This is a genomic window from Dyella sp. AD56, assembly GCF_002878475.1.
Lineage (GTDB): Bacteria > Pseudomonadota > Gammaproteobacteria > Xanthomonadales > Rhodanobacteraceae > Dyella.
Genome location: NZ_NRDP01000037.1, coordinates 1 through 26,908, shown reverse-complemented (window position 1 = coordinate 26,908; position 26,908 = coordinate 1). Strand labels below are relative to the sequence as shown.

At 63.3% G+C, this 26,908-nt stretch carries 23 protein-coding genes; 15 read left to right on the top strand and 8 right to left on the bottom strand.

Going from position 1 to position 26,908, the window contains the following annotated elements; genetic code table 11:
• Positions 1-189: 189 nt before the first annotated feature.
• From DyAD56_RS22250 to DyAD56_RS22225, 6 genes are all read left to right on the top strand, one after another.
• A complete protein-coding gene (locus DyAD56_RS22250; RefSeq protein ID WP_102305028.1) occupies positions 190-513 on the top strand; it encodes a hypothetical protein in 324 nt (107 codons plus the stop codon).
• Between the two features lie 4 nt (positions 514-517).
• Positions 518-904, top strand: coding sequence for a GntR family transcriptional regulator (locus tag DyAD56_RS22245; RefSeq protein WP_102305027.1), 387 nt, complete (start codon positions 518-520; stop codon positions 902-904).
• Positions 901-1,758, top strand: a complete 858-nt coding sequence (locus DyAD56_RS22240; protein ID WP_102305026.1) for an ABC transporter ATP-binding protein — start codon at positions 901-903, stop codon at positions 1,756-1,758. Before DyAD56_RS22245 ends, DyAD56_RS22240 begins: the two co-directional genes overlap by 4 nt.
• Positions 1,755-2,720, top strand: coding sequence for a hypothetical protein (locus DyAD56_RS22235; protein ID WP_102305025.1), 966 nt, complete (start codon positions 1,755-1,757; stop codon positions 2,718-2,720). The genes DyAD56_RS22240 and DyAD56_RS22235 overlap by 4 nt, the downstream gene beginning before the upstream one ends.
• 31 nt (positions 2,721-2,751) lie before the next feature.
• A complete protein-coding gene (locus tag DyAD56_RS22230; RefSeq protein ID WP_102305024.1) occupies positions 2,752-3,462 on the top strand; it encodes a hypothetical protein in 711 nt (236 codons plus the stop codon).
• A gap of 163 nt (positions 3,463-3,625) precedes the next feature.
• Positions 3,626-4,189 carry a DUF2884 family protein gene (locus tag DyAD56_RS22225; RefSeq protein ID WP_102305023.1) on the top strand — a complete coding sequence of 188 codons (564 nt, stop codon included), beginning with the start codon at positions 3,626-3,628 and terminating at the stop codon, positions 4,187-4,189.
• A gap of 56 nt (positions 4,190-4,245) precedes the next feature.
• Here the strand turns inward: DyAD56_RS22225 and DyAD56_RS22220 are convergent, their stop codons facing one another.
• Complete coding sequence (locus DyAD56_RS22220; RefSeq protein ID WP_102305022.1) at positions 4,246-5,643, bottom strand: class II fumarate hydratase; 1,398 nt, start codon at positions 5,641-5,643, stop codon at positions 4,246-4,248.
• A gap of 760 nt (positions 5,644-6,403) precedes the next feature.
• Here DyAD56_RS22220 and purB point away from each other — a divergent pair.
• On the top strand, positions 6,404-7,771 hold the full coding sequence (gene purB / locus DyAD56_RS22215; RefSeq protein ID WP_102305021.1) for an adenylosuccinate lyase: 1,368 nt from the start codon (positions 6,404-6,406) through the stop codon (positions 7,769-7,771).
• 62 nt (positions 7,772-7,833) lie between these two features.
• Entirely contained in the window at positions 7,834-8,484 is a 651-nt protein-coding gene (locus tag DyAD56_RS22210) for a hypothetical protein (RefSeq protein ID WP_102305020.1), read from the top strand.
• A 46-nt stretch (positions 8,485-8,530) separates the two neighbouring features.
• Here the strand turns inward: DyAD56_RS22210 and gstA are convergent, their stop codons facing one another.
• A complete protein-coding gene (gene gstA, locus DyAD56_RS22205) occupies positions 8,531-9,145 on the bottom strand; it encodes a glutathione transferase GstA (protein ID WP_102305019.1) in 615 nt (204 codons plus the stop codon).
• Positions 9,146-9,306: 161 nt separating this feature from the next.
• Between gstA and DyAD56_RS22200 the strand changes: the two genes are divergently transcribed.
• Positions 9,307-9,675 (top strand): helix-turn-helix domain-containing protein, encoded by a 369-nt coding sequence (locus DyAD56_RS22200; RefSeq protein ID WP_102305018.1) that lies wholly within the window; start codon positions 9,307-9,309, stop codon positions 9,673-9,675.
• A gap of 128 nt (positions 9,676-9,803) precedes the next feature.
• Here DyAD56_RS22200 and cysK read toward each other — a convergent pair whose 3' ends face one another.
• Together cysK and cysG are read right to left on the bottom strand one after the other, a co-directional pair.
• The gene (gene cysK, locus DyAD56_RS22195) at positions 9,804-10,745 is read right to left on the bottom strand and encodes a cysteine synthase A (RefSeq protein ID WP_102305017.1); all 942 of its coding nucleotides are present in this window, start codon (positions 10,743-10,745) and stop codon (positions 9,804-9,806) included.
• 74 nt (positions 10,746-10,819) lie between these two features.
• Entirely contained in the window at positions 10,820-12,256 is a 1,437-nt protein-coding gene (gene cysG / locus DyAD56_RS22190; RefSeq protein ID WP_102305016.1) for a siroheme synthase CysG, read from the bottom strand.
• 334 nt (positions 12,257-12,590) lie between these two features.
• Here cysG and DyAD56_RS22185 point away from each other — a divergent pair, with 334 nt between their 5' ends.
• Positions 12,591-13,610 carry a LysR substrate-binding domain-containing protein gene (locus tag DyAD56_RS22185; RefSeq protein ID WP_102305015.1) on the top strand — a complete coding sequence of 340 codons (1,020 nt, stop codon included), beginning with the start codon at positions 12,591-12,593 and terminating at the stop codon, positions 13,608-13,610.
• Positions 13,611-14,704: 1,094 nt separating this feature from the next.
• Here the strand turns inward: DyAD56_RS22185 and DyAD56_RS22180 are convergent.
• The 4 genes from DyAD56_RS22180 to DyAD56_RS22165 all read right to left on the bottom strand — a co-directional run bounded on the left by DyAD56_RS22180 (position 14,705) and on the right by DyAD56_RS22165 (position 20,758).
• Positions 14,705-16,471: a bifunctional sulfate adenylyltransferase/adenylylsulfate kinase gene (locus DyAD56_RS22180; protein ID WP_102305014.1), complete on the bottom strand. Its 1,767-nt coding sequence runs from the start codon at positions 16,469-16,471 to the stop codon at positions 14,705-14,707.
• 69 nt (positions 16,472-16,540) lie between these two features.
• Positions 16,541-17,263, bottom strand: coding sequence for a phosphoadenylyl-sulfate reductase (locus tag DyAD56_RS22175; RefSeq protein ID WP_102305013.1), 723 nt, complete (start codon positions 17,261-17,263; stop codon positions 16,541-16,543).
• Entirely contained in the window at positions 17,260-18,954 is a 1,695-nt protein-coding gene (gene cysI / locus DyAD56_RS22170; RefSeq protein ID WP_102305012.1) for an assimilatory sulfite reductase (NADPH) hemoprotein subunit, read from the bottom strand. The genes DyAD56_RS22175 and cysI overlap by 4 nt, the downstream gene beginning before the upstream one ends.
• A 1-nt stretch (position 18,955) precedes the next feature.
• Positions 18,956-20,758 carry an assimilatory sulfite reductase (NADPH) flavoprotein subunit gene (locus DyAD56_RS22165; protein WP_102305011.1) on the bottom strand — a complete coding sequence of 601 codons (1,803 nt, stop codon included), beginning with the start codon at positions 20,756-20,758 and terminating at the stop codon, positions 18,956-18,958.
• 158 nt (positions 20,759-20,916) lie between these two features.
• Here DyAD56_RS22165 and DyAD56_RS22160 point away from each other — a divergent pair, with 158 nt between their 5' ends.
• From DyAD56_RS22160 to DyAD56_RS22140, 5 genes are all read left to right on the top strand, one after another.
• Positions 20,917-21,666 (top strand): sulfite exporter TauE/SafE family protein, encoded by a 750-nt coding sequence (locus tag DyAD56_RS22160; RefSeq protein ID WP_102305010.1) that lies wholly within the window; start codon positions 20,917-20,919, stop codon positions 21,664-21,666.
• A 44-nt stretch (positions 21,667-21,710) separates the two neighbouring features.
• The gene (locus tag DyAD56_RS22155) at positions 21,711-22,904 is read left to right on the top strand and encodes a cupin domain-containing protein (RefSeq protein ID WP_102305009.1); all 1,194 of its coding nucleotides are present in this window, start codon (positions 21,711-21,713) and stop codon (positions 22,902-22,904) included.
• Entirely contained in the window at positions 22,901-23,434 is a 534-nt protein-coding gene (locus DyAD56_RS22150; protein WP_102305008.1) for a hypothetical protein, read from the top strand. Before DyAD56_RS22155 ends, DyAD56_RS22150 begins: the two co-directional genes overlap by 4 nt.
• Before the next feature lie 271 nt (positions 23,435-23,705).
• Positions 23,706-26,549: a 2-oxoglutarate dehydrogenase E1 component gene (locus tag DyAD56_RS22145; RefSeq protein ID WP_102305007.1), complete on the top strand. Its 2,844-nt coding sequence runs from the start codon at positions 23,706-23,708 to the stop codon at positions 26,547-26,549.
• Positions 26,550-26,631: 82 nt separating this feature from the next.
• Positions 26,632-26,908: biotin/lipoyl-containing protein (locus DyAD56_RS22140; protein WP_304529241.1), on the top strand; the 277-nt coding region annotated here is incomplete at its 3' end.

Below are 26,908 nucleotides of genomic sequence, written 5' to 3'. Positions count from 1 at the left end.
TGCCTGTTCAAGCGGCGCGCCGACGTCCGGGCGCATGGGAGAGACAACGCGGGTCACCTGGAAGATGAGAACCCGCCCCATAGGCCATCAGTCATGTTGCGAATTTCGAACCTACCCATTGACGTCTTCAGATGTGGTGTTATAGTTCACTACAACACCGGTCCACGAGGTCACTAAAGGAGTACCGCCATGAAAGCGAATAACCTGCTAGCCCTGACCGCCGCCGCCCTGTTCACTACAGTAGGCCTGGCCGCCATCCACTCCAACGTCAAGAGTCTCCCGGTCAGCGAGATCAACGGCGTCAAGGTCATCAACCTGGCCCCGGTCGATGTCCGCCCGACGGCTGAAGACATGCGCGCCGCCGCTCTGCTGGCCGACGCCGGCATGGCCACCCTGACCGTCTCCCCGCTGCTGTCGCCGGTGGCCGCTTCCAAGGCGGTGCTCGGGAGCGAGCTGGCCATGCCCTACTATTCGTTTGGCAGCAGCAAGTTCGGCCGTATCAGCAAGGAATAACCGTATGACCATCACCTGGAACGACAGCGTCCCGATCTACCGCCAGCTCCGTGAACGCGTAGTGGCGATGATTCTGGACGGCGCCTTGAACGAGGGCGACCCGCTGCCGTCAGTACGCCAGGTTGCTGCGGATTTCCAAATCAATCCGCTCACCGTGTCAAAGGCGTATCAGGAACTGGTCGATGATCAACTGGTTGAAAAAAGGAGGGGCTTGGGCATGTTTGTCATCGATGGAGCCAGGGAAGCGCTGCTCAAGTCTGAGCGCGAGCGGTTCCTGCGCGAGGAATGGCCTGCGCTCTTTGCCCGACTGCAGCGCCTCGGGCTGGACCTGAAAACGCTCATGCGTGAGGCGCCGGAAAGCCCGGTCGGTCCGGAAGGGAGCCAATCATGAACGCGGTCGTGACGGCTAACGGCCTTAACAAGGCCTACAAGAACTCGCTTGCGCTGAACGACGTCAGCTTCCGCATCGAGTCCGGCCGCATCGTGGGGCTGATCGGCCCCAATGGTGCCGGCAAGACCACCGCGCTGAAGGCCATCCTCGGCCTGACCGATTTCAAAGGCGAGTTGAACGTGCTGGGCTTTGATCCACGCACCCAGCGCGACAAGCTGATGGAACAGGTGTGCTTTATCGCCGACGTGGCGGTGCTGCCGCGCTGGATCCGGGTACGCGAGGCGATCGATTTCGTCGCCAACGTGCACCCACGCTTCAACCGGGCCAAGTGCGAGGCATTCCTGGCACGCACCAAACTGACGCCCAACCAGCGCGTCAAGCAGATGTCCAAGGGCATGATCGTGCAGTTGCACCTGGCCCTGGTGATGGCCATCGATGCTCGCCTGCTGGTGCTGGACGAGCCCACGCTGGGCCTGGACATCCTTTACCGCAAGCAGTTCTACCAGAGCCTGCTGGAAGACTACTTCGACGAGAACAAAACGATCATCGTGACTACGCACCAGGTCGAGGAGATCGAACACATCCTCACCGACCTGATGTTCATCCGCGACGGCAAGATCGTGCTGGATACCGATATGGATACCGTGGGCGAACGATTCGTCGAGGTGATGGTGAGCGCCGACCAGGCCGCCACCGCACGCAACATGAAGCCGCTGGATGAGCGGCAGGTATTCGGCAAGAGCATATTCCTGTTCGACGGCGCCGACCGTGCCACGCTGGAACGCATGGGCGAAGTGCGCCGACCGACCGTCAGCGACCTGTTTGTCGCCACCATGAAGGGGACCTACGCATGAAAACCTTCTACTGGCTCGTGAAGCGCGAATTCTGGGAACACCGAGGCGGCTTCCTGTGGGCGCCCGTGGTGACCGGTGGCGTCTTCCTGATCCTCAACGTGATGGCCATCATCACCGCTGAAGTGATGAGCGCCCGCCACGGCATGCAGATCGGCGGCAACGACATCGGCATGATGATGCGCAACGCGGATGCCGGCGACCTGGCACAAGTCGGCGCAGCAGCCGACGTGGCCATGATCTCTTCGATGGGCATGATCGGCATCGTCATGGGCATTGTGGTGCTGTTCTACTGCCTCGGCTCGCTCTACGACGATCGCCGCGACCGCAGCGTGCTGTTCTGGAAATCCCTGCCCGTCTCCAACACCAGCACGGTGCTTTCCAAGGTGGCTAGTGCAGCCCTGATCGCGCCAGTCATCGCGGTGGTAGTGAGCATCGCTTGCGGCCTGCTGCAGCTGATCCTGTTCGCCATCGTACTGTCGTTCCACGGCGTCAACGCGTGGCAGTTGCTCACGCTCTCCCATCCGATACGCGCCATTGCGTCGCTGGTAAGCAACATCCCGCTGTATGCGCTGTGGGCCATGCCTGCCATCGGCTGGTTGATGCTCTGCTCGTCCGGTGCACGCAGCAAGCCCTTCCTGTGGGCAGTGGCGGTACCGGTGGTGCTCGGTCTGCTGGTCAGCTGGTTCGGCATCATGGGGTTGTTCAACCTGCCCACTGCCTGGTTCTGGGGCAACGTCGTGCAGCGCGTCCTGCTCAGTGTGTTCCCGGGCTCCAGCCTGGTGTTCGACAAGCACGGCTTGCAAGGTGTGAACGACCTCGGCGACAACAATCCGCTAGGCGTCCTCTCACCCGACCACACCTACGGCCTGCTTGCCTCGCCCAATCTGTGGATCGGTGTGTTGACGGGTGCAGTGCTGATCGCCGGCGCCATCTGGTTCCGCCGAGTCCGCGACGACAGTTGACGTTCAACCGCATTCGCAGGGGAGACATACGATGAAGACCAACATAATCGCCGGCAGCATCATCGCCATGACCCTGCTGTTGCCGCTGGCGGCCTGCAGCCAGTCAGGCCACGACGGCAACAGCGACACCGCTCAGGCCGCGAAGGAAGTGCAGGAGCAAACGTCGCCATCGGCTATCGGTGCGGAGATCCAGAAGGGCATTGAACAGGCCAAGCAGGAACTGGTTACGCAGGACATTGACGTCACCAGCATCCACATCGGTAAAGAGCCTCACGATGGCGAGCATCCTCACAATGGCAGCGACACCCTTCCCAAGGCTGTCATCACCCCACAGGGCAATCTGGTGATCGCTGGCAAGCCTGTCGATGCCACTCCCGAGCAGCACGCCTTGCTGGTGGACTATCGCCAGCAAATCATCGGCATCGCCATGGCCGGCATGGATATCGGCGCGAGCAGCGCCAACATGGGTGTCGGCATGGCGAAGAAGGCTATCGTCGGCGCGCTTCTTGGCAGGAGCGACAAGGAGATCGAGGCCAGCATGAAGCCGCAGACCGACAAGATCCGCGCGGCGGCCATCCAGCTGTGCCATCACATGCCGGACGTGCTGGCCTCCCAGCAAAAATTGGCCACCGCTCTGCCCGCGTTCCAGCCTTATGCCACGATGACGCAGAAAGACGTCGACGACTGCGGTAAGGACACGGATGAGAACGGTAAGCCGGGCGTGGCCGTATTCTCGGAATGACGTTGAAGGCCGGCACGCATCGGCTTCCACCGTATACGTGACTGCAGCTGATGGCCTTATCCCGCCGACACGTATCGAAAGGATGCGGAGTGCCGGCGGGTAAGCTTTTCAACCGACCCTGCCGCGCGCAGACTTTCGAACCTAACCACACAGGAACGCCGCCATGTCTTTTCGCTACCTGCCCTGCGTACTCACCGTAGCGCTCCTGACCGCCGCATGCAGTGATTCGGGCCATGACATCCAGGTGTTCGGCGCGAGCACTGATGTAATCAGCAACAACATCACGCTGCACGACGGTGTCGTCACCATCAAGGTGTCCGGTGCTCCCACGGCCACCGTGGATCGGCAAGGCCAACTGGTCGTCGATGGCAAGGCGGTTGCCGTGAACGACGCACAACACGCACTCCTGCAGCGTTACAACGGCACCGCGCTCAAGATGCACGACGACGCCATCGCCACCGGCAAGGCAGGCGCGGAAACAGCCACCAAGGCACTGGGCGCTGTGGCCGGCAAGCTCACGGGCGCCGACAGCGCCGAGGAAACACGCCAGAAGGCTGAGGCCGCCGCGCAAGATGTGAAGCAGGCTGCAGCGAAGATCTGCGACGACCTGGCCGACATGAAATCGGCGCAGGACGAACTCGCCGGCCAAGTGGACGCGTTCAAGCCCTATGGACAGGCGTTGAGCGACCGCAACGTCGAAGGTTGCCGCAAGAGCCTCAAGCACTGACACCACGGTAGGAGCGCACAGACCGCACTCCTACACAAAAGCAGCGCGGCGGCAGATCAGCCGCCGCCACCGCCTCCGCTGTGAATGCCACCACGCGTGAGCGCCATCGGATCCAGCAGCTTCTGCAGCTCACTCTTCGACAGGCCAGTGGTTTCCAACGCCACGTCCATGATCGGACGTTTTTCCTTGTAAGCCTGCTTGGCCGTCGCCGCACCCTTCTCGTAACCAATCACCGGATTGAGCGCGGTGACCAGGATCGGGTTCTTGTCCAGCGCTTCCTTCACGCGTGCAGTATTCACCTTGAAACCGGCGATGGCCTTGTCGGCCAGCAGCACGCTGACATTGGACAGGATGCCGATCGACTCCAGAAGGTTGTGCGCGATCAACGGCAGCATCACGTTGAGCTGGAAGTTGCCCGACTGACCCGCGATGGTGATGGCGGCGTCGTTGCCGATCACCTGCGCCGCAACCATGGCGGTTGCTTCGGGAATCACCGGATTCACCTTGCCAGGCATGATCGACGAACCCGGCTGCAACGCCGGCAACTCGATCTCGCCCAGGCCCGCGAGCGGACCGGAGTTCATCCAGCGCAAATCGTTGGCGATCTTCATCAGGGCCACAGCAAGTGTCTTGAGCTGGCCTGAGAGTTCAACGGCGGCGTCCTGCGCAGCCATCCCCTCGAAGAAATTCTCCGCGGAGTCGAAACGTACGCCCGTGAGCTTCTTCAACTCGCGCGCCACCGAGGCACCGAACTTGGGATCGGCATTGATGCCGGTGCCCACCGCAGTACCACCCAGCGGCAGGCGACGCATGCGCTTCAAGCTGTCTTCGATACGCTCGATGGCGGTGCCAATCTGCGCGGCCCAGCCCGAAAGCTCCTGGCCAAACGTCACCGGCATCGCATCCATCAAGTGCGTGCGCCCCGTCTTGGGCACGCTGCGCAATTCACGCGCACGACGCTCGATGCTGCGCTTGAGGTGCTTGAGCGCAGGCAGCAACTGTTCGCTGGTGGTGAGCGTGGCGCTGACGTGAATGGCCGTGGGAATCACGTCGTTGGAACTTTGCCCGTAGTTGACGTGATCGTTGGGATGCACCTTGCCGCCAGCCCGGCTGGCGAGGTGGGCGATCACCTCATTGGCATTCATGTTGGTACTGGTGCCCGAACCCGTCTGGAACACATCGATAGGGAACTGGTCGTCGTACTCACCCTCGGCGACAGCCAACGCCGCCTTGCGGATGGCATGCGCCTGGTTCTTCTTCAGATATCCCAGCAGGAAATTCGCGTCCGCCGCCGCGGCCTTGATCAAGCCAAGCGCGCGAATGAAGGCGCGCGGCATGTGCAAGCCAGAGATGGGGAAGTTGTCGACGGCGCGTTGTGTCTGAGCGCCGTAGAGGGCTTTGGACGGCACTTTGAGTTCACCCATGCTGTCGTGTTCGATGCGGAACTGGCTCATGTCCTTGCGATTCCTCGGGGGGATTTGGGGAATATAGGTCGGGGCGTGTTAGGGAGTCGCCAAGGGGGACCAGTGTGGTTTGCTCCCTCTCCCCTCCGGGGAGAGGGTTGGGGTGAGGGGTGGGTGCTCGCCTCACGGTTTCATCTTTAGCCGTCATCCCTGCGAAGGCAGGGATCCAGTAGCGGTAGCGCTCGGTTGTCGCGTTTCGTCGACCTGGCCACCTACGCGGCGGGCGTTTCGACCTCCTACCGGAGGCCGAGTCACTTTTCTTTGCTTGCCCACGCACGCGCAGGAGCGCGTGCGAACGGCGAAGCCGGCCCAAAGGGCGAAGGGCAGGATGCCCGGAGTAAAGAAAAGTAACCCAAAGAAAGGGCACCCCCACTTGGCGCTGGCCGGTGAAGCCGGCCAGTCCGTGAGGGGCGGCCGGGCTTTTCGACGGGGCTCCTGCCCCGGCGAAAAGGAATCGGCATCCTTGCCGACTCCCCTGCGGGCCTTGTCGTCCACCCCTCACCGCCGCACAGGGGACCTGAAGATCAAAAGCGAAAGCAGACGGCTCGTGTAGCTCCGCTACACATCGCATCGCAACAGATCGGGTTGCTCCCGCAAACCCTCTCCTCAATGAGGATAAGGCGTGAGAGTCCCGGCCACCCATGCCGCACAAGAGAGACAAGGCGGAAGCGCCCCCCCGCAAAAAACCCGAATCCGCCCCTCCCCGCCCCTGTTGTAAAATCTCCCCTTTCCCGCCTCTGGAACACCCCCGATGTCCTCCCATGCCCTGACCGCCCTGTCGCCGCTGGACGGCCGTTACGCCAGCAAGGTCGAAACGCTGCGCCCGATCTTCAGCGAGTTCGGACTCATGCACCGCCGCGTGCACGTGGAGATCGAGTGGCTGCTGGCGCTGGGTGCGGACAATGGCATCGCCGAGCTGCCGCCGTTCACCTCGGAGCAGGTGGCAAAGCTCAAGGGCATCTCGGTGGATTTCAGCGTGGACGACGGCGCGCGCATCAAGACCATCGAGGCCACCACCAATCACGATGTGAAAGCGGTGGAGTACTTCATCAAGGAACGCATCGGCAACGATGCCTCGCTCGCACAGGCCAAGGAGTTCGTGCACTTCGCCTGCACCAGCGAAGACATCAACAACCTGTCCTACGCATTGATGCTGCGCGACGCGCGCGACCAGGTGCTGCTGCCGGCGATCGACGGCATCATCGCCAAGCTGCGCGAGCTCGCGCACGCCAACGCCGGCCTGCCAATGCTCTCGCGCACGCATGGCCAGACGGCTTCGCCGAGCACGCTGGGCAAGGAACTGGCTAACGTAGTGGCTCGCTTGGAGCGCCAGCGCAAGCAGCTCTCGGCGGTGGAAATTCCCGGCAAGATCAACGGCGCGGTGGGCAACTACAACGCGCACGCCATCACCTACCCGGAGCTGGACTGGCGCGGTTTTTCCCAGCGCTTCGTGGAAAGTCTGGGCCTGGATTACAACGCGTACACCACTCAGATCGAACCGCATGATGGCGTGGCCGAGTACTGCGATGTGGTGCGTCGCGCCAACATCATCCTGATCGATCTGGCGCGCGACATCTGGGGTTATATCTCGCTGGGTTACTTCAAGCAGTCACTGAAGGCCGGCGAAGTGGGCTCCTCTACGATGCCGCACAAGGTCAACCCGATCGACTTCGAAAATGCCGAAGGCAACTTCGGCCTCGCCAACGCCCTGCTCGGCCATTTCGCGGAAAAGCTGCCGATCAGCCGCTGGCAGCGCGACCTGACCGACTCCACCGTGCTGCGCGCGTTGGGCACTGCGTTCGGCCACACGATGGTGGCGCTGGAATCGCTGAAGAAGGGCTTGGGCAAACTCACGGTCAACGCCGATCGCCTTGCCGACGACCTCGACAACAGCTGGGAAGTGCTGGCAGAAGCCGTGCAGACAGTGATGCGCCGCTACGGCCTGCCGGAACCGTACGAGCAGCTCAAGGCGCTTACGCGTGGCCAGGGCATCACCAAGGATTCCATGCGCACCTTCATCACCGGCCTGGACCTTCCGGCCGACGCCAAACAGCGCCTGCTCGACCTGACGCCGGGCGGTTACATCGGCCTGGCCGAGCCGTTGGCCAAGGACATCTGATCCACACGCGCCGGCCCCATGGGCCGGCGCCATTCTACGCATCAGGAGGAAGGAGCCTCTTCATGCACTTCGGACCACAAAGAGAGCTACACGAACGGCTCAGTTCGTTTCGCTATCGGCAGGCACGGTACTGCTGGGCCTGGGCATGCGTCTCCGCGCCGGTGCTAATGGTCTCCATCCACGCACTCAGGACGGGACTGGGTGATGGCGCCGTGTGGCTCATCATGGTGTTCATCGCCTTCCTTTCAGGCGCCACGCTGGGCATGGCGCTCGTTGGCGCGGTGGGTCTTTCCTTCGGCGCGCGCTGGGCTCAGCTCTGCGAGACCTCCGCGGTCTTTGCCATGCGCTGGCAACGCACACGATTCATCATCGCCAGCCTGTTCCTCGTCCCCATATGGTGCTTTGAGTGCTACTGGACGTTCATTGCCATCACCGAACAGCGCATCCTGTTCGGTAGGCCAGCCAGGATCGTCACGCTTGCCGATGAGCCCGATTTGTTCTTGTTCTCACTGGTGACCTTTGCCTCTACGCTCGTCCTCATTCCCACGTACTGGATGAGTCAAGTCCGCAAGCACTTTGGTTCAAGAAGGCAGGATCTGGTGATCAGCGACAGCGGCCCGTCGTGGGACACCCCTGAGCAACCGAAGCCGAAGCGGCTTACGAAGGAGCAGCCTCGGCTTTCCAATCAGCGCAAACTCGGCATCGACGATTGATTCCGTACAGATGCCCGGCCACAGACCGGGCATCTTCACATTGATATCAAGCCGCCTTGAGCAGACCTTCTGCCTTCAGCGCAGCCTGCACGCTCGGCCGTGCGGCCACACGCTTCTGGAACGCAAGGATTGCCGGGAGGTCCGACAGGTCGAAGTTCACGTGCTGCGCCCAGTTGGTGACGGTGAACAGGTACGCATCCGCCGCGGTGAAGTGATCACCGACCAACCACTCGTGCTTGGCCAGATGCTGATCAAGCAAGGCGTAACGCTTGTGGAGATAGGCCTTGCGCTCCTCACGCACGCCGTCCGGCGTGTCCGGCTTGAACAGCGGCGAGTAGGTCTTGTGCAGTTCGGAGTTGATGTAGCCGAGCACTTCCTGCAAGCGGTATCGCGCGGTCGTGCCGTTGGCGGGTGCCAGGCCGCTCTCAGGCTTCAGGTCCGCCAGGTACTGCACGATGGCCGGGCCTTCGGTCAGCAGCTCGCCGCTGTCGAGCTTCAGCGCTGGCACGTAGCCCTTGGGGTTGATCTGCAGGAAGTCCTCGCCACTCGCGGTGCGCTTGGCCTTGCTGTCCACCTTTTCCAGTTCCACCGGAATACCCGCTTCCAGCGCGACGATATGCGGCGACAGCGAGCAGGCGCCCGCAGCGTAATAGAGCTTCATGATGGTTCTCTCCATGAGGGGACAGGGTCGGCGCGGCCAGTGCTCGCGCAGACCGTGGATGCTAGGCCACCATGGTTACTATTGGATACCATCTAACCGTATGTAACCCCTAAAATGCGGTAACCGCCGGGTTACCGGATTATTCCAACTGGATCACCCTCATGGGCCTGCCCCTCCGCAAAAGCAAAGTCGCCCCACCGCCCGGTTGCCCGCTCAGCGAAGTACTCGGCCTGCTGCGCGGCGCCTGGGCACCCAACGTCATCTGGCAACTGAGCGGCGAACCCCGTCGCTTCGGCGAATTACGCCACGACATACCGCGCATTTCCGCACGCGTGCTGAGTGCGCGGTTGCGCGAACTCGAATCACGCGGACTGGTGATGCGCCGTGTGCTGGATACTTCGCCACCCTCCGCGGAGTACTCGCTGACGCCACTGGGACGGGAGTTATTGCCGGCCATCGATGCATTGGCGGGCGTGGGGAGGAAGTTGTTGGACGAATGGGAAGCGAGTCGGCGCAGAGCTGCTCGTTGAGTTCGCTAACCATCGAAACCGGGTCCCGATTTGCAACGGGATGACGACCTGGTTGAAAGAGTGGGGCCAGGTTGCCCCCTCACCCCAACCCTCTCCCCGGAGGGGAGAGGGAGCAAAACGGTGGAGTCTTACTCCACCTCGTCGGAGCCCTCGTTGACGCCCTCGAACAAGAACGTCGACAAATACCGCTCACCCGTATCCGGCAACATCGCCAGCAACACGGAACCCTCCGGCGCATCCTTCGCCACCTGCAATGCCGCGGCCAAAGTGGCGCCGGCCGAGATGCCGACGAAGATGCCTTCCTTTTGAGCGAGGTCACGCGAGGTATCGCGTGCCACCACGTCATCGATAGGCAGGATCTTGTCCGCTATGTTGCGATTGAGCACGGCCGGAATGAAATCCGGCGTCCAGCCCTGGATCTTGTGCGGCTGCCATTCCTTGCCCGACAGCAGGGCCGCGCCCGCAGGTTCGCTGGCAATAATCTTCACTTCGGGGCGTGCCACTTTCAGCACCTCGCCCACGCCAGTGAGCGTGCCGCCGGTGCCCCAACCGGTGACAAAGTAATCCAATCGCTTGCCGGCGAAATCGCGCAGGATTTCCGGGGCCGTCGTATTGCGGTGATAGGCAGGGTTAGCCGGGTTCTCGAACTGGCTCGCCAGGAACCAGCCGTGTTTCTCCGCCAGCTCCTTCGCCTTGCGCACCATGCCACTACCGCGCTCCGCCGCAGGCGTCAGCACGACCTTGGCACCATAAGCGCGCATCAGCTTGCGACGCTCGATGGAGAAGGTTTCCGTCATTACGGCCACGAACGGGTAGCCTCGCGCCGCGCACACGGCAGCCAGCGCAACGCCGGTGTTGCCCGATGTCGCCTCCACCACAGTCTGGCCGGGCTTGAGCACGCCGCGTTGCTCGGCGTCGATGATGATGGCGTACGCCAAGCGGTCCTTGACCGAGCCGGCCGGGTTGAATGCCTCCACCTTGGCGTACAGCGTCACGTGCTTCGGCGCCAAGCGATGGATACGCACAACGGGCGTGTTGCCGATGGTGTCGAGGATGCTGTCGTAAATCATGGAATGGCTCCGGAGCTCGGCATGGATGAAAAATCAGAGGGCGCGATGGTGCGCCCGTGAGGGGCAAGGTTGTGTCAAGCCGCGGCCGCCCTGGACGACGACGAAGCCGGCGCGAGCAGGGTGCCCTCGGGCGGGCTGCCAAACCATGACAGCGCGGACGCCAGGCTGGCCACCTCACCAATGATCAGTAGCGCTGGCGACCTGACATCATGCATGCTCGCCTGCTCGACCAGATCGGCCAACGTGCCCGTGACCACTCGCTGCTCCGGTCGCGACCCATTCTCGACCAGCGCAAACGGCGTGCCCGCCGCGCGGCCATGGTCGAGCAGCTTCTGCCGGATCACGGGCAACTCGCTAGTGCCCATGTAGACCGCCAACGTCTGGCGCTCCTGCGCCAGGGCCGGCCAGTCGAGCGTATCGATGGAGTTCTGGCAGTGCGCCGTTACCAGGCGCACCGATTGCGCGTGCTCACGATGCGTCAGCGGGACACCCGCGTACGCGGCGCAGGCGAGCGCCGCCGTGATGCCCGGCACCACCTCATAAGGAATAGCGTGGCTGCGCAGGAACTCCAACTCCTCGCCGCCACGTCCGAACACAAACGGATCGCCGCCCTTCAGGCGCACCACGCGCCGCCCGGCAGCGGCATGTTGCAACATCAATGCATGGATCTGAGCCTGCGTGGCGTGATGGTTACCCGCTTGCTTAGCCACTTCGATACGTTCAGCGTCGCGACGCGCCAGTGCCAGTACTTCCACGCTCACCAAGCGGTCGTGCAGGATCACATCCGCCTCGTTCAAGGCACGCAAACCGCGCAAGGTAAGCAGCCCCGGATCCCCCGGACCGGCTCCCACCAACACCACGGAACCCAGGGATTTCGCCTCAGTGGCGTCGAGCAACCGCTCAGTCGATGCCTCAGCCAGAGCCCACTGTCCACGACGTAGCAGGCTCTGCACCGGGCCGTGCAACAGACGCTCGTAGAAGCGCCGACGCAAGGCGATGTCCGGCAGGCGTGCTCGAATACGCTGGCGCATTTGCCCCAGCAGCGTGGCGAGGGAGCCCACCACCGGATCGATCAGCACTTCGAGGCGCTCACGCAACAGGCGCGCGAGCATGGGGGCATGCCCGCCGCTGGAAATGGCGATAGTGACGGGAGCGCGATCGATTACAGCCGGCACGTGGAAGCTCGATTGTTCCGCATCGTCGACGATGTTGATGAACACGCGGCGGGCATCCGCCAAAGCTGCAATGCGCTCATGCAGGGCTGGATCAGGCGTAGCGGCCACGACGAGCCATGCGCCGTCGAGCCAAGCGTCTTCGAACAGGCCGCGTAGCCATTGCACGCGCCCTTCGCTCACCCAGCCGAGCAGCGCGGGGGTGAGGTCGGGCGCCCCCACCGCAACCCGCGCGCCGGCTTCCAGCAACGAGGCCGCCTTCCGCTCCCCGACCACACCGCCGCCCACCACCAGTACCTGGCGGCCGGACAGATCGGCAAACAGCGGGTAAAGCTTCATCCAGCCTCGGGCTCCGTGAGATGGGGCAGTTGACCATCCACGCTAGGCAGGCTGAACCGGCTGTACAAATGATTTCTGGGTGGCCCGATATGCCGGGTCGTTATAAGACGAGACCCGTTGCTAGCCTCACAAAGTATTGACGCATAGCAGCAACAGATGTATAGACGTCTAATTGAGAACACTCCGTTACGGTACTTCATGGACTTTCATCGCCACCTGCTGGACACCACCCCGACCGCCTGCAAACGCAAGGCGCCGGCGTGCAGGCCTGCGCGATGTATCCGCAGCGCGACACCGAGCCACATCTCCCTCGATTGCCTGTGGAACCCGAACCATGACGCTGACGCAACTCCGCTACCTCATCGCCATCGCTGATGCCGGCCTGAATATCACCCTCGCAGCCGAGCGGGTGCATGCCACCCAGCCGGGCCTGAGCAAGCTGCTTCGCCAGCTCGAAGACGAACTTGGCTTCCAGTTGTTCCATCGCAAGGGACGCAGCCTGCACGCGATTACGCATGCGGGTACCCACGTGTTGGAACGCGCGCGCATCATCCTGGCGGAGGCGGCCAACATCCGCTCCATCGCCGCCAACCTGCGCAACGAATCGCGCGGCACGCTGCGTATCGCCACCACCCACACTCAGGCGCGTTTTGCGCTGCCTTCGTCCGTAGCCGCGCTCAGCCGCAGCTACCCGCAAGTAAGCGTCCACCTGCAGCCGGTGAGCGATTCAGACGTGATATCGCTGCTCGACAGCGGCCAGGTGGATCTGGCCATTGTCAGCACCGCCGCTGGCGCGCCGCCGCCCAACGGTATCGCCCTGCCCGCCTATCGCTGGAACCGCACGGTGGTGGTGCCGAAGAACCATCCACTGGCGCGCCAGAAACAACCGCCCACGCTGGAACAACTCGCGGCCCATCCACTGATCAGCTACGACTCCTCACTGAAGCCGGAGTCTTCTTTGATTCGCGCTTTCCAGAGTGCGGGGCTCGACCCACAGATCGTGATGACGGCTAGCGACGCTGACCTGATCAAGACCTACGTACGCGAAGGACTTGGCATCGGCGTGCTCGCCGAGATGGCCTATCAACCCAACCACGACACCGACCTGCGCGAACTCGGCGCCGACAACCTGTTCGCCGCCTGCACTACTTGGATTGTGCTGCGCCGGGAAAGCGTGTTGCGCGAATATGCGCTGGATTTCATCAGTGTGTTTGCGCCGCATCTGGAGCGGCGTGCGGTGAGTCGCGCGTTGACCTCAGGTGGTACAGGGACGTCGCAGTGGCCGGGGGTGCCGCATTGGCGGGAGAGGCAGGTGCCGTTGAAGGTGGCGGAGCCTCTTGTCGAGGCTCAGTAGAGCCTCGGATCTTGCTCCCTCTCCCCTCCGGGGAGAGGGGTTGGGGTGAGGGGCGGGTGCTCGCCTTACCGTTTCGATGAAACGGTCATCCCTGCGAAGGCAGGGATCCAGTGACTTTGCGTTTGGTTGCCGCGCTACGGCGATCTGGCCGCCTACGCGGCGAGCGTTTCGACCTCCTGCCGGAGGCCGAGTCACTTTTCTTTGCTTGCCCAAAGAAAAGTAACCCAAAGAAAGGGCACCCCCACTTGGCGCTGGCCGGTGAAGCCGGCCAGTTCGTGAGGGGCGGCCGGGCTTTTCGACAGGGCTTCCTGCCCTGACGAAAAGGGATCGGCATCCCTGCCGATCCCCCTGCGGGCCTTTTCGTCCACCCCTCACCGCCGCACAGGGGGCCCGAAGATCAAAAGCGCCGAGCCGAAGGCTCGTGCAGCAGAGCTGCACATCGCGTCGCGGCAGGTCGTGTTACTCCCGCCTAGTGCACAAAGCCAGCATACAAAGTCGATGCAGACGGACGCCGCCACTAGGTGGCGAGTTCTCCACAGCGGCCGGGAAGCGTAGCGTCCCCTTTCCCTAGCCTCAGAGGGCGGGAAGCGTAGCGAAGCCTGCTTTAAGTCCTCTTCGCTAAGGCGCGTTGCGAAGCGCTTCGATGTACCCGCTGGGTAGAGGCGAAGGTTGCCACGTAACAACAGTCCTCACCCGTTCGGGCTTATCCCCACGCTATGCAGAGCTCCTCAGCGTATCGGTGCGTTGCGGTGTAGCCCTATCGTCCAATAAGGAGATCGCCTGTTGCTGAATACCTCCAACTCCAAGGCTCGTATTCAACACTATGCTGCCGGAGCTTTAGAGGCCATTTTCTTTGGGTTACTTTTCTTTTGGGCCAGCAAAAGAAAAGTGACTCGAGCGTCGGCAGACGATCGAAACGCCCGCTGCGTAAGCGGCCCAATCGCGATAACGCTCGAGGCGACAGCCAACCACTGATGCAACTGGATCCCGGCCTCCGCCGGGATGACGGCACAGATGAAACGGTGAGGCGAGCACCCACCCCTCACCCCAACCCTCTCCCCGGAGGGGAGAGGGAGCAAAAGCGCGCCAACAAATCAGCTGCGAAGCAACCCTCTCGCCCCCAACAACTCAAGAATATGCCCCGCCAACACCACCGGATCCCCCGCATTCCCATCAATCCGCAGCTCCGGCTGCACCGGCACCTCGTACGGATCACTGATCCCCGTGAAATGCGTAATCGCCCCGGCCCGCGCCTGCGCATAGAGCCCCTTGCGATCCCGCGCCTCGCACACATCCAGCGTCGTCGCCACATGGATCTCAATAAAGTCGCCATGCGCCTCCACCAACGTGCGTGCGTCGGCGCGCGCATCGGCATAGGGCGCGATCGGCGCGCACACGGCGACACCACCGTGTCGCACGATCTCACTGGCCACATAGCCGATGCGCGTCACGTTGGCGTTACGATCATCCCGCGAGAACCCCAGTCCACGCGACAGATGCTTCCGCACTTCGTCACCATCGAGCACGGTCACAGCGCGACTGGTGCGCTCCAGCAGTTGCGCCACCACAGCCTGCGCGATGGTCGACTTGCCTGCACCTGAGAGCCCCGTGAAAAACAGCGCGAAGCCGCGCGATGCCTGCACAGGATGGCGCTCGCGCAGGATCTTCACTACTTCGGGGAACGAGAACCACGAAGGGATCTCGCTGCCCTCATGCAGATGTCGACGCAGTTGCGTACCGGAGATGTCGCGTACTTCGTCGTCTGGCAACACTTCGTTCGACGGTAGATAGGTATCACGATTGGCGACATAGACCATCGCCGGGAAGGGCACGATGCGGATGCCCAGTTCCTCCTGATGCCGCTCCAGCAAGTGCTGCGCGTCGAAGGGACCGTAGAACGGCTTACCGTTGGAGTCGTTGCCGGGGCCTGCGTGATCGCGCCCGACGATGAAATGACTTGCGCCGTAATTCTTCCGAATGATGGCGTGCCACAGCGCCTCGCGCGGGCCGCCCATGCGCATAGCTAATGGAAGCAACGACAGGCGCGCGCTGTTCGCCGGGTATTGCGGCAGCAGGGCCTGGTAGCAACGCACGCGGGTGTAGTGGTCGATGTCGCCGGGCTTGGTGCGACCGACTGATGGCTGTACCAGCAGTTTCGCGCCTACTTGCTGCGCGGCGCGCAGGGTCAACTCGCGATGGGCGCGATGCATGGGATTGCGTGTCTGAAAGGCAACGATGCGATGCCAGCCTTGCGCGTTGAACCAGTCGCGCAGGCTGCGCGGCGTGTCGCGCAATGTCGCGAAATCATAGTGTGACGGCGCCTGGATACCGCGCACGCGACCACCGAGATTGACGGGGCGATAGCGATCCAGCAGTTCGGCCACGCCCGGATGCGCGCGGTCGTTAGTGCCGAACACTTTCAGCGCTTCATCAGTGCGATCCGGCCGGTAGATGTCCTGAACTTCGAGCACGGCTAGCGGCACGCCCTGCGTATCGCGCAGCGCAACTTCGCTGCCCGGCGCAAGTCGTTCGGCAAACGCTTCCGTGACATCGAGCGTGATCGGGATCGGCCAGAGCGTGCCGTCGGCCAACCGGTACTCCTCGACCACGCGGTCGTAATCACGTTGGGTGAGGAATCCTTCCAGTGGTGAGAAAGCGCCGCTAAGCAGCAGCTCCAGGTCGCACAGTTGCCGTGTATCCAGATCCACACCCGGCAAGCCTGCGCTGCGCTGTTTGAGTGCGGCGGCGTCGTCCGCCGGCAAGTACAACTCCTTCAGCACGCCGCCGTGCGGCGGAATCAGTGAAGGTGTTTCTTCATGGAAGGCAGCAACATCGGTTTGGGCAAGTGCGCTCTGGCTCATGGTAGGGGTCTTTGATCGGTCGGGGCGGCGGCCGGCGTTATGCGCCGGATCGATTCTTGTGGTGTTAGGTCAAACCAGGCCGTGAAGTCCGCATTCGCGCTTCAGGCCGAAGAAACGGGTGGCGTCGACATCGGTCCCGGGCTCCCAGCGATGCGTGGTGTGTACGTCACCGATGGAGATGTAACCCTGGTCCCACAGGGGGTGGTAAGGCAGGCCGTACTTGCGCAAGTACATGCCCACGTCGCGATCATTCCAGTCCGCAATGGGATGGAATTTCCAGCGACCATCGCGGCGCTCCGCGAACGGAATCGCAGCCCGTGTGCGTGCCTGACTGCGGCGCAGTCCGGCAAACCATGAGCCGGCGCCGAGTTCCCGCAGGGCGCGCTGCATGGGCTCTACCTTGCGCAGTTGGTTGTAGCGGTCGATGCCCGCCACGCCTTGCTCCCACAAGCGCCCTTCCCTCGCCTCCAACCACGCGGGGCTTTCAGCGGCACTGAAGACTTTCAGGTTCAGTGAGAGGCGTTGCTGCAGTTCGTCGATGAAGTGATAGGTTTCGGGAAACAGGTAGCCGGTATCGATCAGCACCACGGGAAGATCCGGCCGCTGACGCGTCAGCAGGTGCAGCGACACGGCCGCTTGCGCGCCGAAGCTGGACGAAAGGACGTGGGTTCCCGGCGCATAGGCGAGCGCCCAGAGCACCCGTTGCTCTGCGTCCAGCGTACCCAGCCATGTATTGAGTTCGCCTAGTGCCCGGGCGTCGTGCTGTGCATCCTCGAGCAGCGCCTGGTTCATGCCACCACCTCCGCCGGAATCCTTCGCGTGTTCACTCCAAGCACGCCGGTGCGTATCAAGAAATCGCCGAACCCTTCCTGGTCGCTTCGCTCCGCCGCATAGCTCGCAAACAGTGGCCCCAGCGCTTCCAGGATCGCGGCCTCGTCCACGTTTTCCCGATAGACCTGATTGAGGCGCTGCCCACGAAAATCCGCACCCAATCGCAGGTCGTAGCGCCCTGGCCCGCGTCCGACTAATGCGATCTCACCCAGGTACGGACGCGAGCAGCCATTGGGGCAGCCCGAGAGGCGCAACAGGAGCGGCGCATCGCGCAAGCCGTGGGCATCCAGCAAGGCTTCCAACTGGGGAAGCAACGCTGGCAGGTAGCGTTCGCTTTCCGCCATGGCGAGGCCGCAGGTTGGTAGCGCCACGCAGGCCACAGCGTGCCGGCGGATGCCGCTGTCCGTGCGATAGCTGTCAAGCCTATGCGCCGCCACGATGGCGTCGATCTGCCCGCGATCATCAGCAGCCACATTGGCGATGATCACGTTCTGGTTGCAGGTGAGGCGGAAATCGCCTTGATGCACCTCGGCTAACTCGCGTAATCCGCTGAGCCAGCGCCGCTCGCCGACATCGGCAAGGCGACCGGACTCGATCTGCAAGGTCAGATGCCAACGGCCATCCTCACCTTCGATCCAGCCGTAGCGATCACCGTTGTGATCGAAGCGGTAAGCGCGCTCCGGCTCCAGCGCAAATCCCAGCCGCTGCTCCAGCTCAGCCTTGAATGTATCCAGGCCGCGATGGTCGAGTGTGTACTTCAGTCGCGCGTGTTTGCGCTCGCTGCGGTTGCCCCAATCGCGCTGCACCGCCACGATGGTTTCGGCGACGACGAGGAGCTGGTCCGGCGTGACGAAGCCGATGACACTCGCCAGCCGTGGATAGGTGCTTGGATCGCCGTGCGTCGCGCCCATGCCACCACCGATAGCGACGTTGAAGCCTTTCAACTCGCCCTGTTCGATGATGGCGATAAGGCCCAGATCCTGCGCAAACACATCGATGTCGTTGAGTGGTGGAATCGCGAGGCCGATCTTGAACTTTCGCGGCAAATAGGTGCGGCCGTACAGCGGTTCTTCATCCTTCGGCTCACCGACCAGCGGCTCGCCGTCGAGCCAGATCTCGTGATAGGCATGCGTGCGTGGTGACAGCTCTTCGGAAAGACGCGTCGCCCACGCATAGGCCAACGCATGCGCAGACGATTCGACCGGATTAGGTGTGCTTACCACATTGCGCACGACGTCACCGCAGGCAGCAATGGTGGTGGCCAGGGCATCATGGATGGCGGCGATGGTGGTCTTGAGGCGCTGTTTGATGATGCCGTGCCACTGAAAGGTCTGGCGCGTGGTGATGCGCAGCGTGCCGTTGGCGTGCTCACGGGCAAGTCGATCGAACACCAACCATTGCGCAGGCGTCACCACGCCGGACGGCAAGCGGGCGCGCAGCATGAAGGAGTACGCAGGCTCCAGTTTCTGCTTGCGACGCTCTTCGCGCACGTCACGATCGTCCTGCTGGTAGCTACCGTGGAACTTGAGCAGCTTGTTGTCGTCGTCGCTGATGGCGTTGGTCACCGGATCGCGCAAACCCTCGGCGATGGTGCCTCGCAGTTGGCGACTAGCGGCCTTGATGCGTTCGAAATCGGAAAGCGGTGTCGTCATGTCAGTACACGTCGCGGGCGTAACGGCCCTGTTGCAAAAGGTCGGACAGCCACTCCCTCGCCTGCTCTGGCGATTGGCCGCCGTGGCTCACGGCTACGTCGATCAACGCAGCATGCACGTCCTTCGCCATGTGATTGGCATCACCGCACACGTATAGGTGTGCGCCCTCCTGCAGCCAGGCATACAGGTCGCGCCCCTGTTCGCGGATGCGCTGCTGCACATAAACCTTGGCGGTACCGTCGCGTGAGAACGCGAGATCAAGCCGATCCAACGATCCGTCACGCAGCGCCGCCTGCCATTCGATCTGATAGAGAAAGTCGTGGGTAAAGTTGCGATTGCCGAAGAAGAGCCAGTTGCGTCCGCTCGCGGCGATTTCGCGACGTTCCTGCACGAAGGCACGGAACGGTGCGACGCCTGTGCCAGGCCCAATCATGATGATGTCGCGACCACTGTCTTTCGGCAGACGGAAACGCTCGTTTTCCTCGATGAAGACTGGCACGCGCTGGTCGTCGCTGGCAGCGGCTATAAACGAGGAAGCGGCGCCCCAATGGCGCTCGCCATAGGCCTCGTAATCCACCACGGCAACCGTCAGGTGTACTTCATCGCCGACCGCTTTTTGGCTGGAGGCGATCGAGTAAAGGCGCGGCGTCTGCGGGCGCAGCGCTGCCACCAGTTCGTCCGCCGACCACTCGGCGGGGTAGCGGCGCCACAGGTCGATGGGTTGCTCGTCGGCCAGCAACGCGGCCAAGCTCGCTGAGCGATCCGGTCGAAGCAGGCCAGCCAGTTTCTCGTCGCCACTGGCATCGGCCACGGCGGCGATCAGCGGGCGACTCAGGCGTGTGAGTTCGCGTTCGTGCGATAGCCAGCGTCGAAGAGGCAGTTCCTTGCCGCCATGGTAGACAGGCTGTTCGCCGTCGAGCTTCAACAGCGTCAGCCATTGGTCCACCAGGGTCGGCGGATTCTCCGGCCACACGCCGATGGCGTCCCCGGGTTCATAGCTCAGGCCTGAACCTTCCAGCGACAGTTCGACGTGCCGAATATCCCGCCCCGCATCACGGGCTACGATGACCTGGTTGTCGAGCACCGAAGCCGTATAGGGATGTTCGCGCGTGTGGCGGACACGTGAAGGCACCGGCTGCAGGTTCGCCACGCGCGCCACGGGTTGCACCGTGCCAAGTACCTGTCGCGCCTTTTCGAGCGCATGTTCGGCCCAAGGCGTGGCGACGGCGTCGATATCGACGTCGGCTTCGCCAAGCGGTGCAAATCGCGAGGCACCCAGCTCGGCCAGCCGAACGTCAAGCTGGTGGCCGATGGCGCAGAACTGCGGGTAGCTCGAATCGCCCAACCCCAACACGGCGTATTGCAGGCCGGGCAATCGCGGTGCCCGCTTACCCAGAATAAATTCGACCAGCCCTCGCGCATCATCCGGTGGCTCGGCGTCACCCTGGGTGCTGATCACCACGACGAGATGCGTTTCCTTGGCGAGATCGCGCTGTGGATAGCTATCGGCTCGCACCAGCCGAACGGCGAGCCCGGCCGCTTCAGCCCGTGCGCTGAGCTGCGTAGCGAGGCGCTTGGCCTGCCCAGTCTGGCTGCCGTAAAGAATGGTGAGCCGTTCACTGCCTACCTTGGCAGTAGGCACCGGCACGACGCTACGCTGCACTTGCTCAGCGCGCGCGGCGCTCCATGCGGCGATCCAATAAAGCTCAGCAGGGCCGAGTCCCGTAGCCAGTCGTTCCAGTGCGGACAGCTTGTCGCCGTCGAGGGAAGCCAGCCCGGTTTGCGTTGCAACGACGGCGTTCACTGTCCACCTTTGGACGTCCATACATCTGGATAGCCAAAGTAGTCATCACTTCTTGTCATGTAAAAGGAAGTGTTGTCATAACGTTATGTCCGGCGGCTTATTTCCCCTGGGGCGCGGGCAGCCCTTACACTGATCACATCCCGATCACATTCAGGTCCATGCCCACGGATTTCCTCATCTCCGCCGCCATCGGCGCGCTGGCCCAGCTCGTCGACGGCGCGCTGGGCATGGCCTATGGCGTGACGTCGGCAGCCATGCTGCTGGCCCTGGGCATCCCGCCCGCCATGGCCAGCGCCAGCGTGCACTACGCGGAAACGCTGACTTGCGGCGCCTCGGGCATCAGCCATCTGATGGCCGGCAATGTGCTCAAGAAGCTCTTCTGGGCGCTGGTGATCCCCGGCGCCATCGGCGCCACCATCGGCGCCTACGTAGTCAGCCATGTCCCGGCGACCTGGATGAAGCTGGCATTGACGCCCTACCTGATCGGCATGGGTCTGTTTCTGCTGTTTCGTCCCCTGCGCCGCCAGCACCTGCATGACGACACGCCGGCCATTAGCCGACCGCTGGGACTGGTGGCCGGTTTTGCCGATGCTGTGGCCGGCGGCGGCTGGAGTGCGCTGACCGTAACGACACTGGTGGGGCGCGGAGTAAGGCCCCGCATGGTGATCGGCACGGTGCACCTGGCCAAGTGCCTGGTGAGTGCGGTGGCCAGCATCAGCTTCTTCGTGCAGGTCGGCATTCCGCACGGTGCTTCCGTCGTCGGGCTGATCGTCGGCGGCGTGCTGGCGGCCCCGCTCAGCGCCGTGCTGGCGCGCAGGATGCCGCCACGCGTGGCGACCATCCTCGCCGCACTGGCGGTGCTGGCCATTGGCATCAATAACATCGCGCATAGCTTGATGTCGCACTGACGGTGATCAACAGGGTCGTCATCGCCTTCGCTTAGAATGGCGGGATGACCAAAGCATCCGCCCTCCCCATCGAAGTCCGCGGCAGCGCCAAGCAGCCGCTGGGCATGAGCCCCGCCCAGTTTCTGCGTGATTACTGGCAGAAACGCCCGCTGCTGATCCGGCAGGCGTTCCCCGATTTCGTCTCGCCTATCGAGCCGGACGAGCTGGCCGGGCTGGCGCTGGAAGAGACCGCGCTGTCGCGCCTGATCATCCATGACGAGAGCCGCGACCGCTGGAAGGTGAAGTCCGGGCCGCTGACCGAGAAAGACTTCGCCAGCACCCCCAACAAGAACTGGACCCTGCTGGTGCAGGACGTGGACAAGTGGGATGCCGACGTGGCTGCCCTGCTGGAAGACTTCCGCTTCCTGCCCAGCTGGCGCCTGGACGACATCATGGTCTCGTACGCCGAACCGGGTGGCGGCGTCGGTCCGCACGTGGACCAATACGACGTGTTCCTGCTGCAAGGCCTTGGTCAGCGCCACTGGGCGATCGACACCAACCCTGACGCGCCCAAGGACTTCCGCCCTGACGTCGAGCTCAAGCAGCTGAAGGTGTTCGAGCCCGACCACGAATGGATGCTCGAACCTGGCGACATGCTGTATCTGCCGCCCGGCGTGCCACACGATGGCACCGCCTTTGGCGGCCCGTGCCTGACTATTTCAGTGGGCATGCGCGCACCATCGCAGGCCGAACTAACTGGCGATCTGGCGGACTACCTTGCCGAACGCCTGCCCGACGAACTCCGCTATACGGATCCGGACCTGGCGCCAACCAAGTCTGCCGGCGAGATCGACCGCGCCGCGCTGGCCCGTCTGCGTGGGGCGCTGCCGTTCGCGGCTTCGCTGGACGACACCACGCTGACCGACTGGTTCGGCCGCTTCATCACCCGCTACCGCAATGCGCAAGTACCGGTGGCCCCGGAGAAGGAACTGACCGAGGCAGCCCTGCGCAAACAACTGGACGGCGGCGCCCACCTACTGCGTCACCCCTGGGCCCGCATGGCCTGGGCTCGAGGCAAGCGTGGGGCCACCCTGTTCGTTAACGGCCACGCTTATCCGGCCGCGGCGGAGCTGGCCGAGCGGCTGTGCGACGCACGCGAACTGGCGCCTGGCAAATCGGTCGCGGATACCGAGTTGGCCGTATTGCTCATCCTGGTCAATGACGGCCACCTGGTCGTCCACAAACCGCGCCGCCGATGAGCGAGGGCGCTGCCGGCACGGACGCGACGGAGACCGGCCACGCGCCGGCGAAGCCGCCCCTGCCGGCAGGCGACCGTACCGAGCTGACCGCCGCCCGCCTTCGACTTCTGACGGAAGCCCGGCGGCGCATCGCCATTTACCAACCGACGCTGTCCGATGACATCTACGGCAGCCCGGCCGAACTAGCCGAACTACGGCGCCTCGCCACCGCGGGTCGCGGCGCGGAGATTCGCCTGATCCTGCACGCTCCCGCCGATGCTCTACGCGAGGGCCATCGCCTGGTCGCCCTCGCCCAGCGGTTGCCCAGCATGGTGCTGGTGCGCGTGCCACTGGAAGAGCTCGACCTGGCGTATGCCTCGTCCTACCTGCTCACCGATCAGGGCGGTTACCTGTTTCAGCCCGACGCGCGGCGCGCCGACGGCCGGGCATCGCTGGCCGACCGCGCCGCGCAGGCGCCGCTGATGCAGCATTTCAACGACGTTTGGGAACGATCCGCTCGCGCGACGGCGTGGCAGCCCCTCGATCTTTAGCTCGATCTCTGCCACAGGCTGAACGGGCGTCAGGCTGGCCACAGCCCAGGTGCGTCGCGGCAAACCCTTGTGTTTCGCCGTACAAAACCGCGACCTACGACGATGGTCGGTACCCGGAAACTCGAAATATCTACCTTCGACCCCATCTGAAGTGAGTCTTTTGGGTTGCCGCGTCGCAGCAGCCCAAGGCTATAATTAACGGGATTTTTCCCAGCCATCTGGCCAACCCCGGCCAGAGCGCTGTAAGCCTCCCTTCCTCACCGGTGGTGACGTGAGCACTAATCTGATCCGCGAGTTTTTCGAATCCTCCCAACTCGCCGGCGGCAACGCCGATTATGTTGAACAGCTCTATGAATCGTGGTTGGCAGACCCTTCGTCGGTCGATGCCACGTGGAGCAAATACTTCGAGACTTTCAAAGGCCGCGAGTCGGGGGACGTGCCCCACTCTGCGGCCATTGCGCGTATAGAGGCCGCGCAAAAGCAGCGCCGTAACGGCGCCGCCAGCGCCGGCCCGGTGGACGACGCCCACGCCCGCAAGCAGGCTGGCGTGCTGCGCATCCTTACCGCCTACCGTTCGCGCGGCCATCTGGCCTCGGACCTCGACCCGCTCGGCCTGGCCGAGAAGCTGCCGGCCCCAGACCTGGAGCCCTCGTTCCACGGCCTGTCTGACGCCGACCTGGATACCGAGTTCGACTGCGGCAATTTCGCCGGCGGCGGCCAGCGCATGAAGCTGCGCGATCTGCTGGCTCGACTGAAGAAGGTGTACACCCACACCCTCGGCGTCGAGTTCATGCACATCAGCAACCATGAGCAGCGCAACTGGATCTACACCCGCCTGGAACAGGCCAACGGCAGCGCCAGCCTCGACGCCACGGCCAAGAAGCGCATCCTCGCCGAGCTGACCGCGGCCGAGGGCCTGGAACGCTACCTGCACACCAAGTACGTCGGCCAGAAGCGCTTCTCGCTGGAAGGCGGCGACAGCCTGATCCCGATGGTGGACGACGTGGTCCGCGCCGCGGGCGACAACGGCATCAAGGAAGTGGTGATCGGCATGGCCCATCGCGGCCGCCTGAACATGCTGGTCAACATCCTGGGCAAGCCGCCGCGCACCCTGTTCAACGAGTTCGAAGGCAAGTGGGATCATCCCGATGACCCGGCGCACTCGGGTGACGTGAAGTACCACATGGGCTTCTCCGCCGACGTCAAGACGCCGAACGGTGGCACGCACGTGGCGCTGGCGTTCAACCCGTCGCACCTGGAGATCGTCAACCCGGTAGTGGCCGGTTCGGTGCATTCGCGCCAGATCCGCCGACGGGATACCGAGCGCAAGCAGTCGATGGCTGTGATCGTGCACGGCGATGCGGCGCTGGCCGGCCAGGGTGTGAACATGGAACTGTTCAACATGTCCCAGGCCCGCGGTTTCAAGATCGGCGGCAGCCTGCACATCGTGGTGAACAACCAGGTGGGCTTCACGACCTCCAACCCGCAGGACGCCCGCTCCACGCTGTACTGCACCGACCTGGCCAAGATGGTCAATGCACCGGTGTTCCACGTGAACGGCGACGACCCGGAAGCGGTGATCCAGGCCACCCGCCTCGCCTACGACTTCCGCAAGCAGTTCCGTAAGGACGTCGTGATCGACCTGGTGTGCTACCGCCGCCATGGCCATAACGAAGCCGACGAGCCGGCAGCCACCCAGCCGGTGATGTACCAGATCATCCGCAAGCGCCCGACCACCCGCGACCTGTACGCGCAGGAGCTGGTCAAGCAGGGCGTGATCGCCGACGGCGACGGCCAGAAGATGTTCGAGGACTACCGCTCCCGCCTTGAGGCCGGTGAGCCGATGACCGAGCTGACCACGGCGCTCATCAAGGACATCGAGGTTGACTGGGACAAGTTCATCGGCGGCAAGCTGTCCACCGAAACGCCCACCAGCGTCGCTAAGCAGCGCCTGATCGAACTGGCCAACCAGATCCTGGTGGTGCCGAAGGACATGACGCTGCAGTCGCGTGTGGCCAAGATCTACGACGACCGCGCCAAGATGGCCGCCGGCGAACAAGCCGGTGACTGGGGCTTCGCCGAGAACCTGGCCTACGCGACGCTAGTCGACGAGAACTACAACCTGCGCATCGTGGGTCAGGACGTGGGTCGCGGTACGTTCTTCCACCGTCATGCCGTGCTGCATGACCAGAAGACCGGCTACACCTATATGCCGCTGGCCGACGTGCGTTCCGGCGCCGACGTGGAAGTGATCGACTCGCTGCTTAGCGAAGAAGCGGTCATGGCGTTCGAATACGGCAGCGCCACCACGGACCCCTACACCCTCCACATCTGGGAAGGCCAGTTTGGCGACTTCGCCAACGGCGCGCAGGTGGTCATCGACCAGTTCATCAGCTCGGGCGAAGCCAAGTGGAACCGCTTGTGCGGCCTGGCGCTGTTCCTGCCCCACGGCTACGAAGGCCAGGGCCCGGAGCACTCCTCTGCCCGCCTTGAGCGCTTCCTGCAGCTGTGCGCGCTGGACAACATGCAGGTCTGCGTGCCGACCACGCCGGCCCAGGCATTCCACATGATCCGCCGCCAGATGGTCCGCCCGACCCGCAAGCCGCTGATCGTGATGACGCCCAAGTCGTTGCTGCGCCACAAGTTGGCGGTGTCGACGCTGGACGAGCTGGCCACTGGCAGCTTCCAGTTGGTGATCCCGGAGCATCGCGACGTCGCCGCCAAGAAGGTCAAGCGCGTGGTGCTGTGCTCGGGCAAGGTGTACTACGACCTGCTGGAAGACGCCGAGAAGCGTGGTCTCAACGACGTCGCCGTCGTGCGCGTGGAACAGCTCTACCCGTTCCCGCGTCCGCAGGTCACGGCCGAACTGGAGAAGTATCCTTCCGTCAAGGAAGTGATCTGGTGCCAGGAAGAGCCGATGAACCAGGGCGCGTGGTTCCAGATCCGTCATCACCTGCAGGCTTGCATCAGCAGCAAGCAGAGCCTGTCGTACGCCGGTCGCGCGCGTTCCCCGGCACCGGCTGCCGGTCATCTGAATACCCATGTCGCCGAACAGGCGGCACTCGTCGAGCAGGCTCTGGTCACGCCGATTGGCACCGACCACGCGGCTGAATAAGAAATCCTGAATAGTGCGGCCACGGATGGCCGCTTTTTGACTTTAGCGTTCAGGGATGGACGCACTAACTCAAGGAATCTCCATGTCTATCGAAGTCAAAGTTCCCGTCCTGCCCGAGTCCGTCTCCGACGCCACCATCGCCACGTGGCATAAGAAGGCCGGTGAAGCGGTCAAGCGCGACGAAAACCTGGTCGACCTCGAAACCGACAAGGTCGTGCTCGAAGTGCCCTCGCCGGTTGACGGCGTGCTGAAGGAAATCAAGTTCCAGTCCGGCGACACCGTGACCAGCCAGCAGGTCATCGCAGTGATCGAGGAAGGCGCCGTGGCCGCTGCGCCGGCTGCCGCCCCCGCCGCTGCAG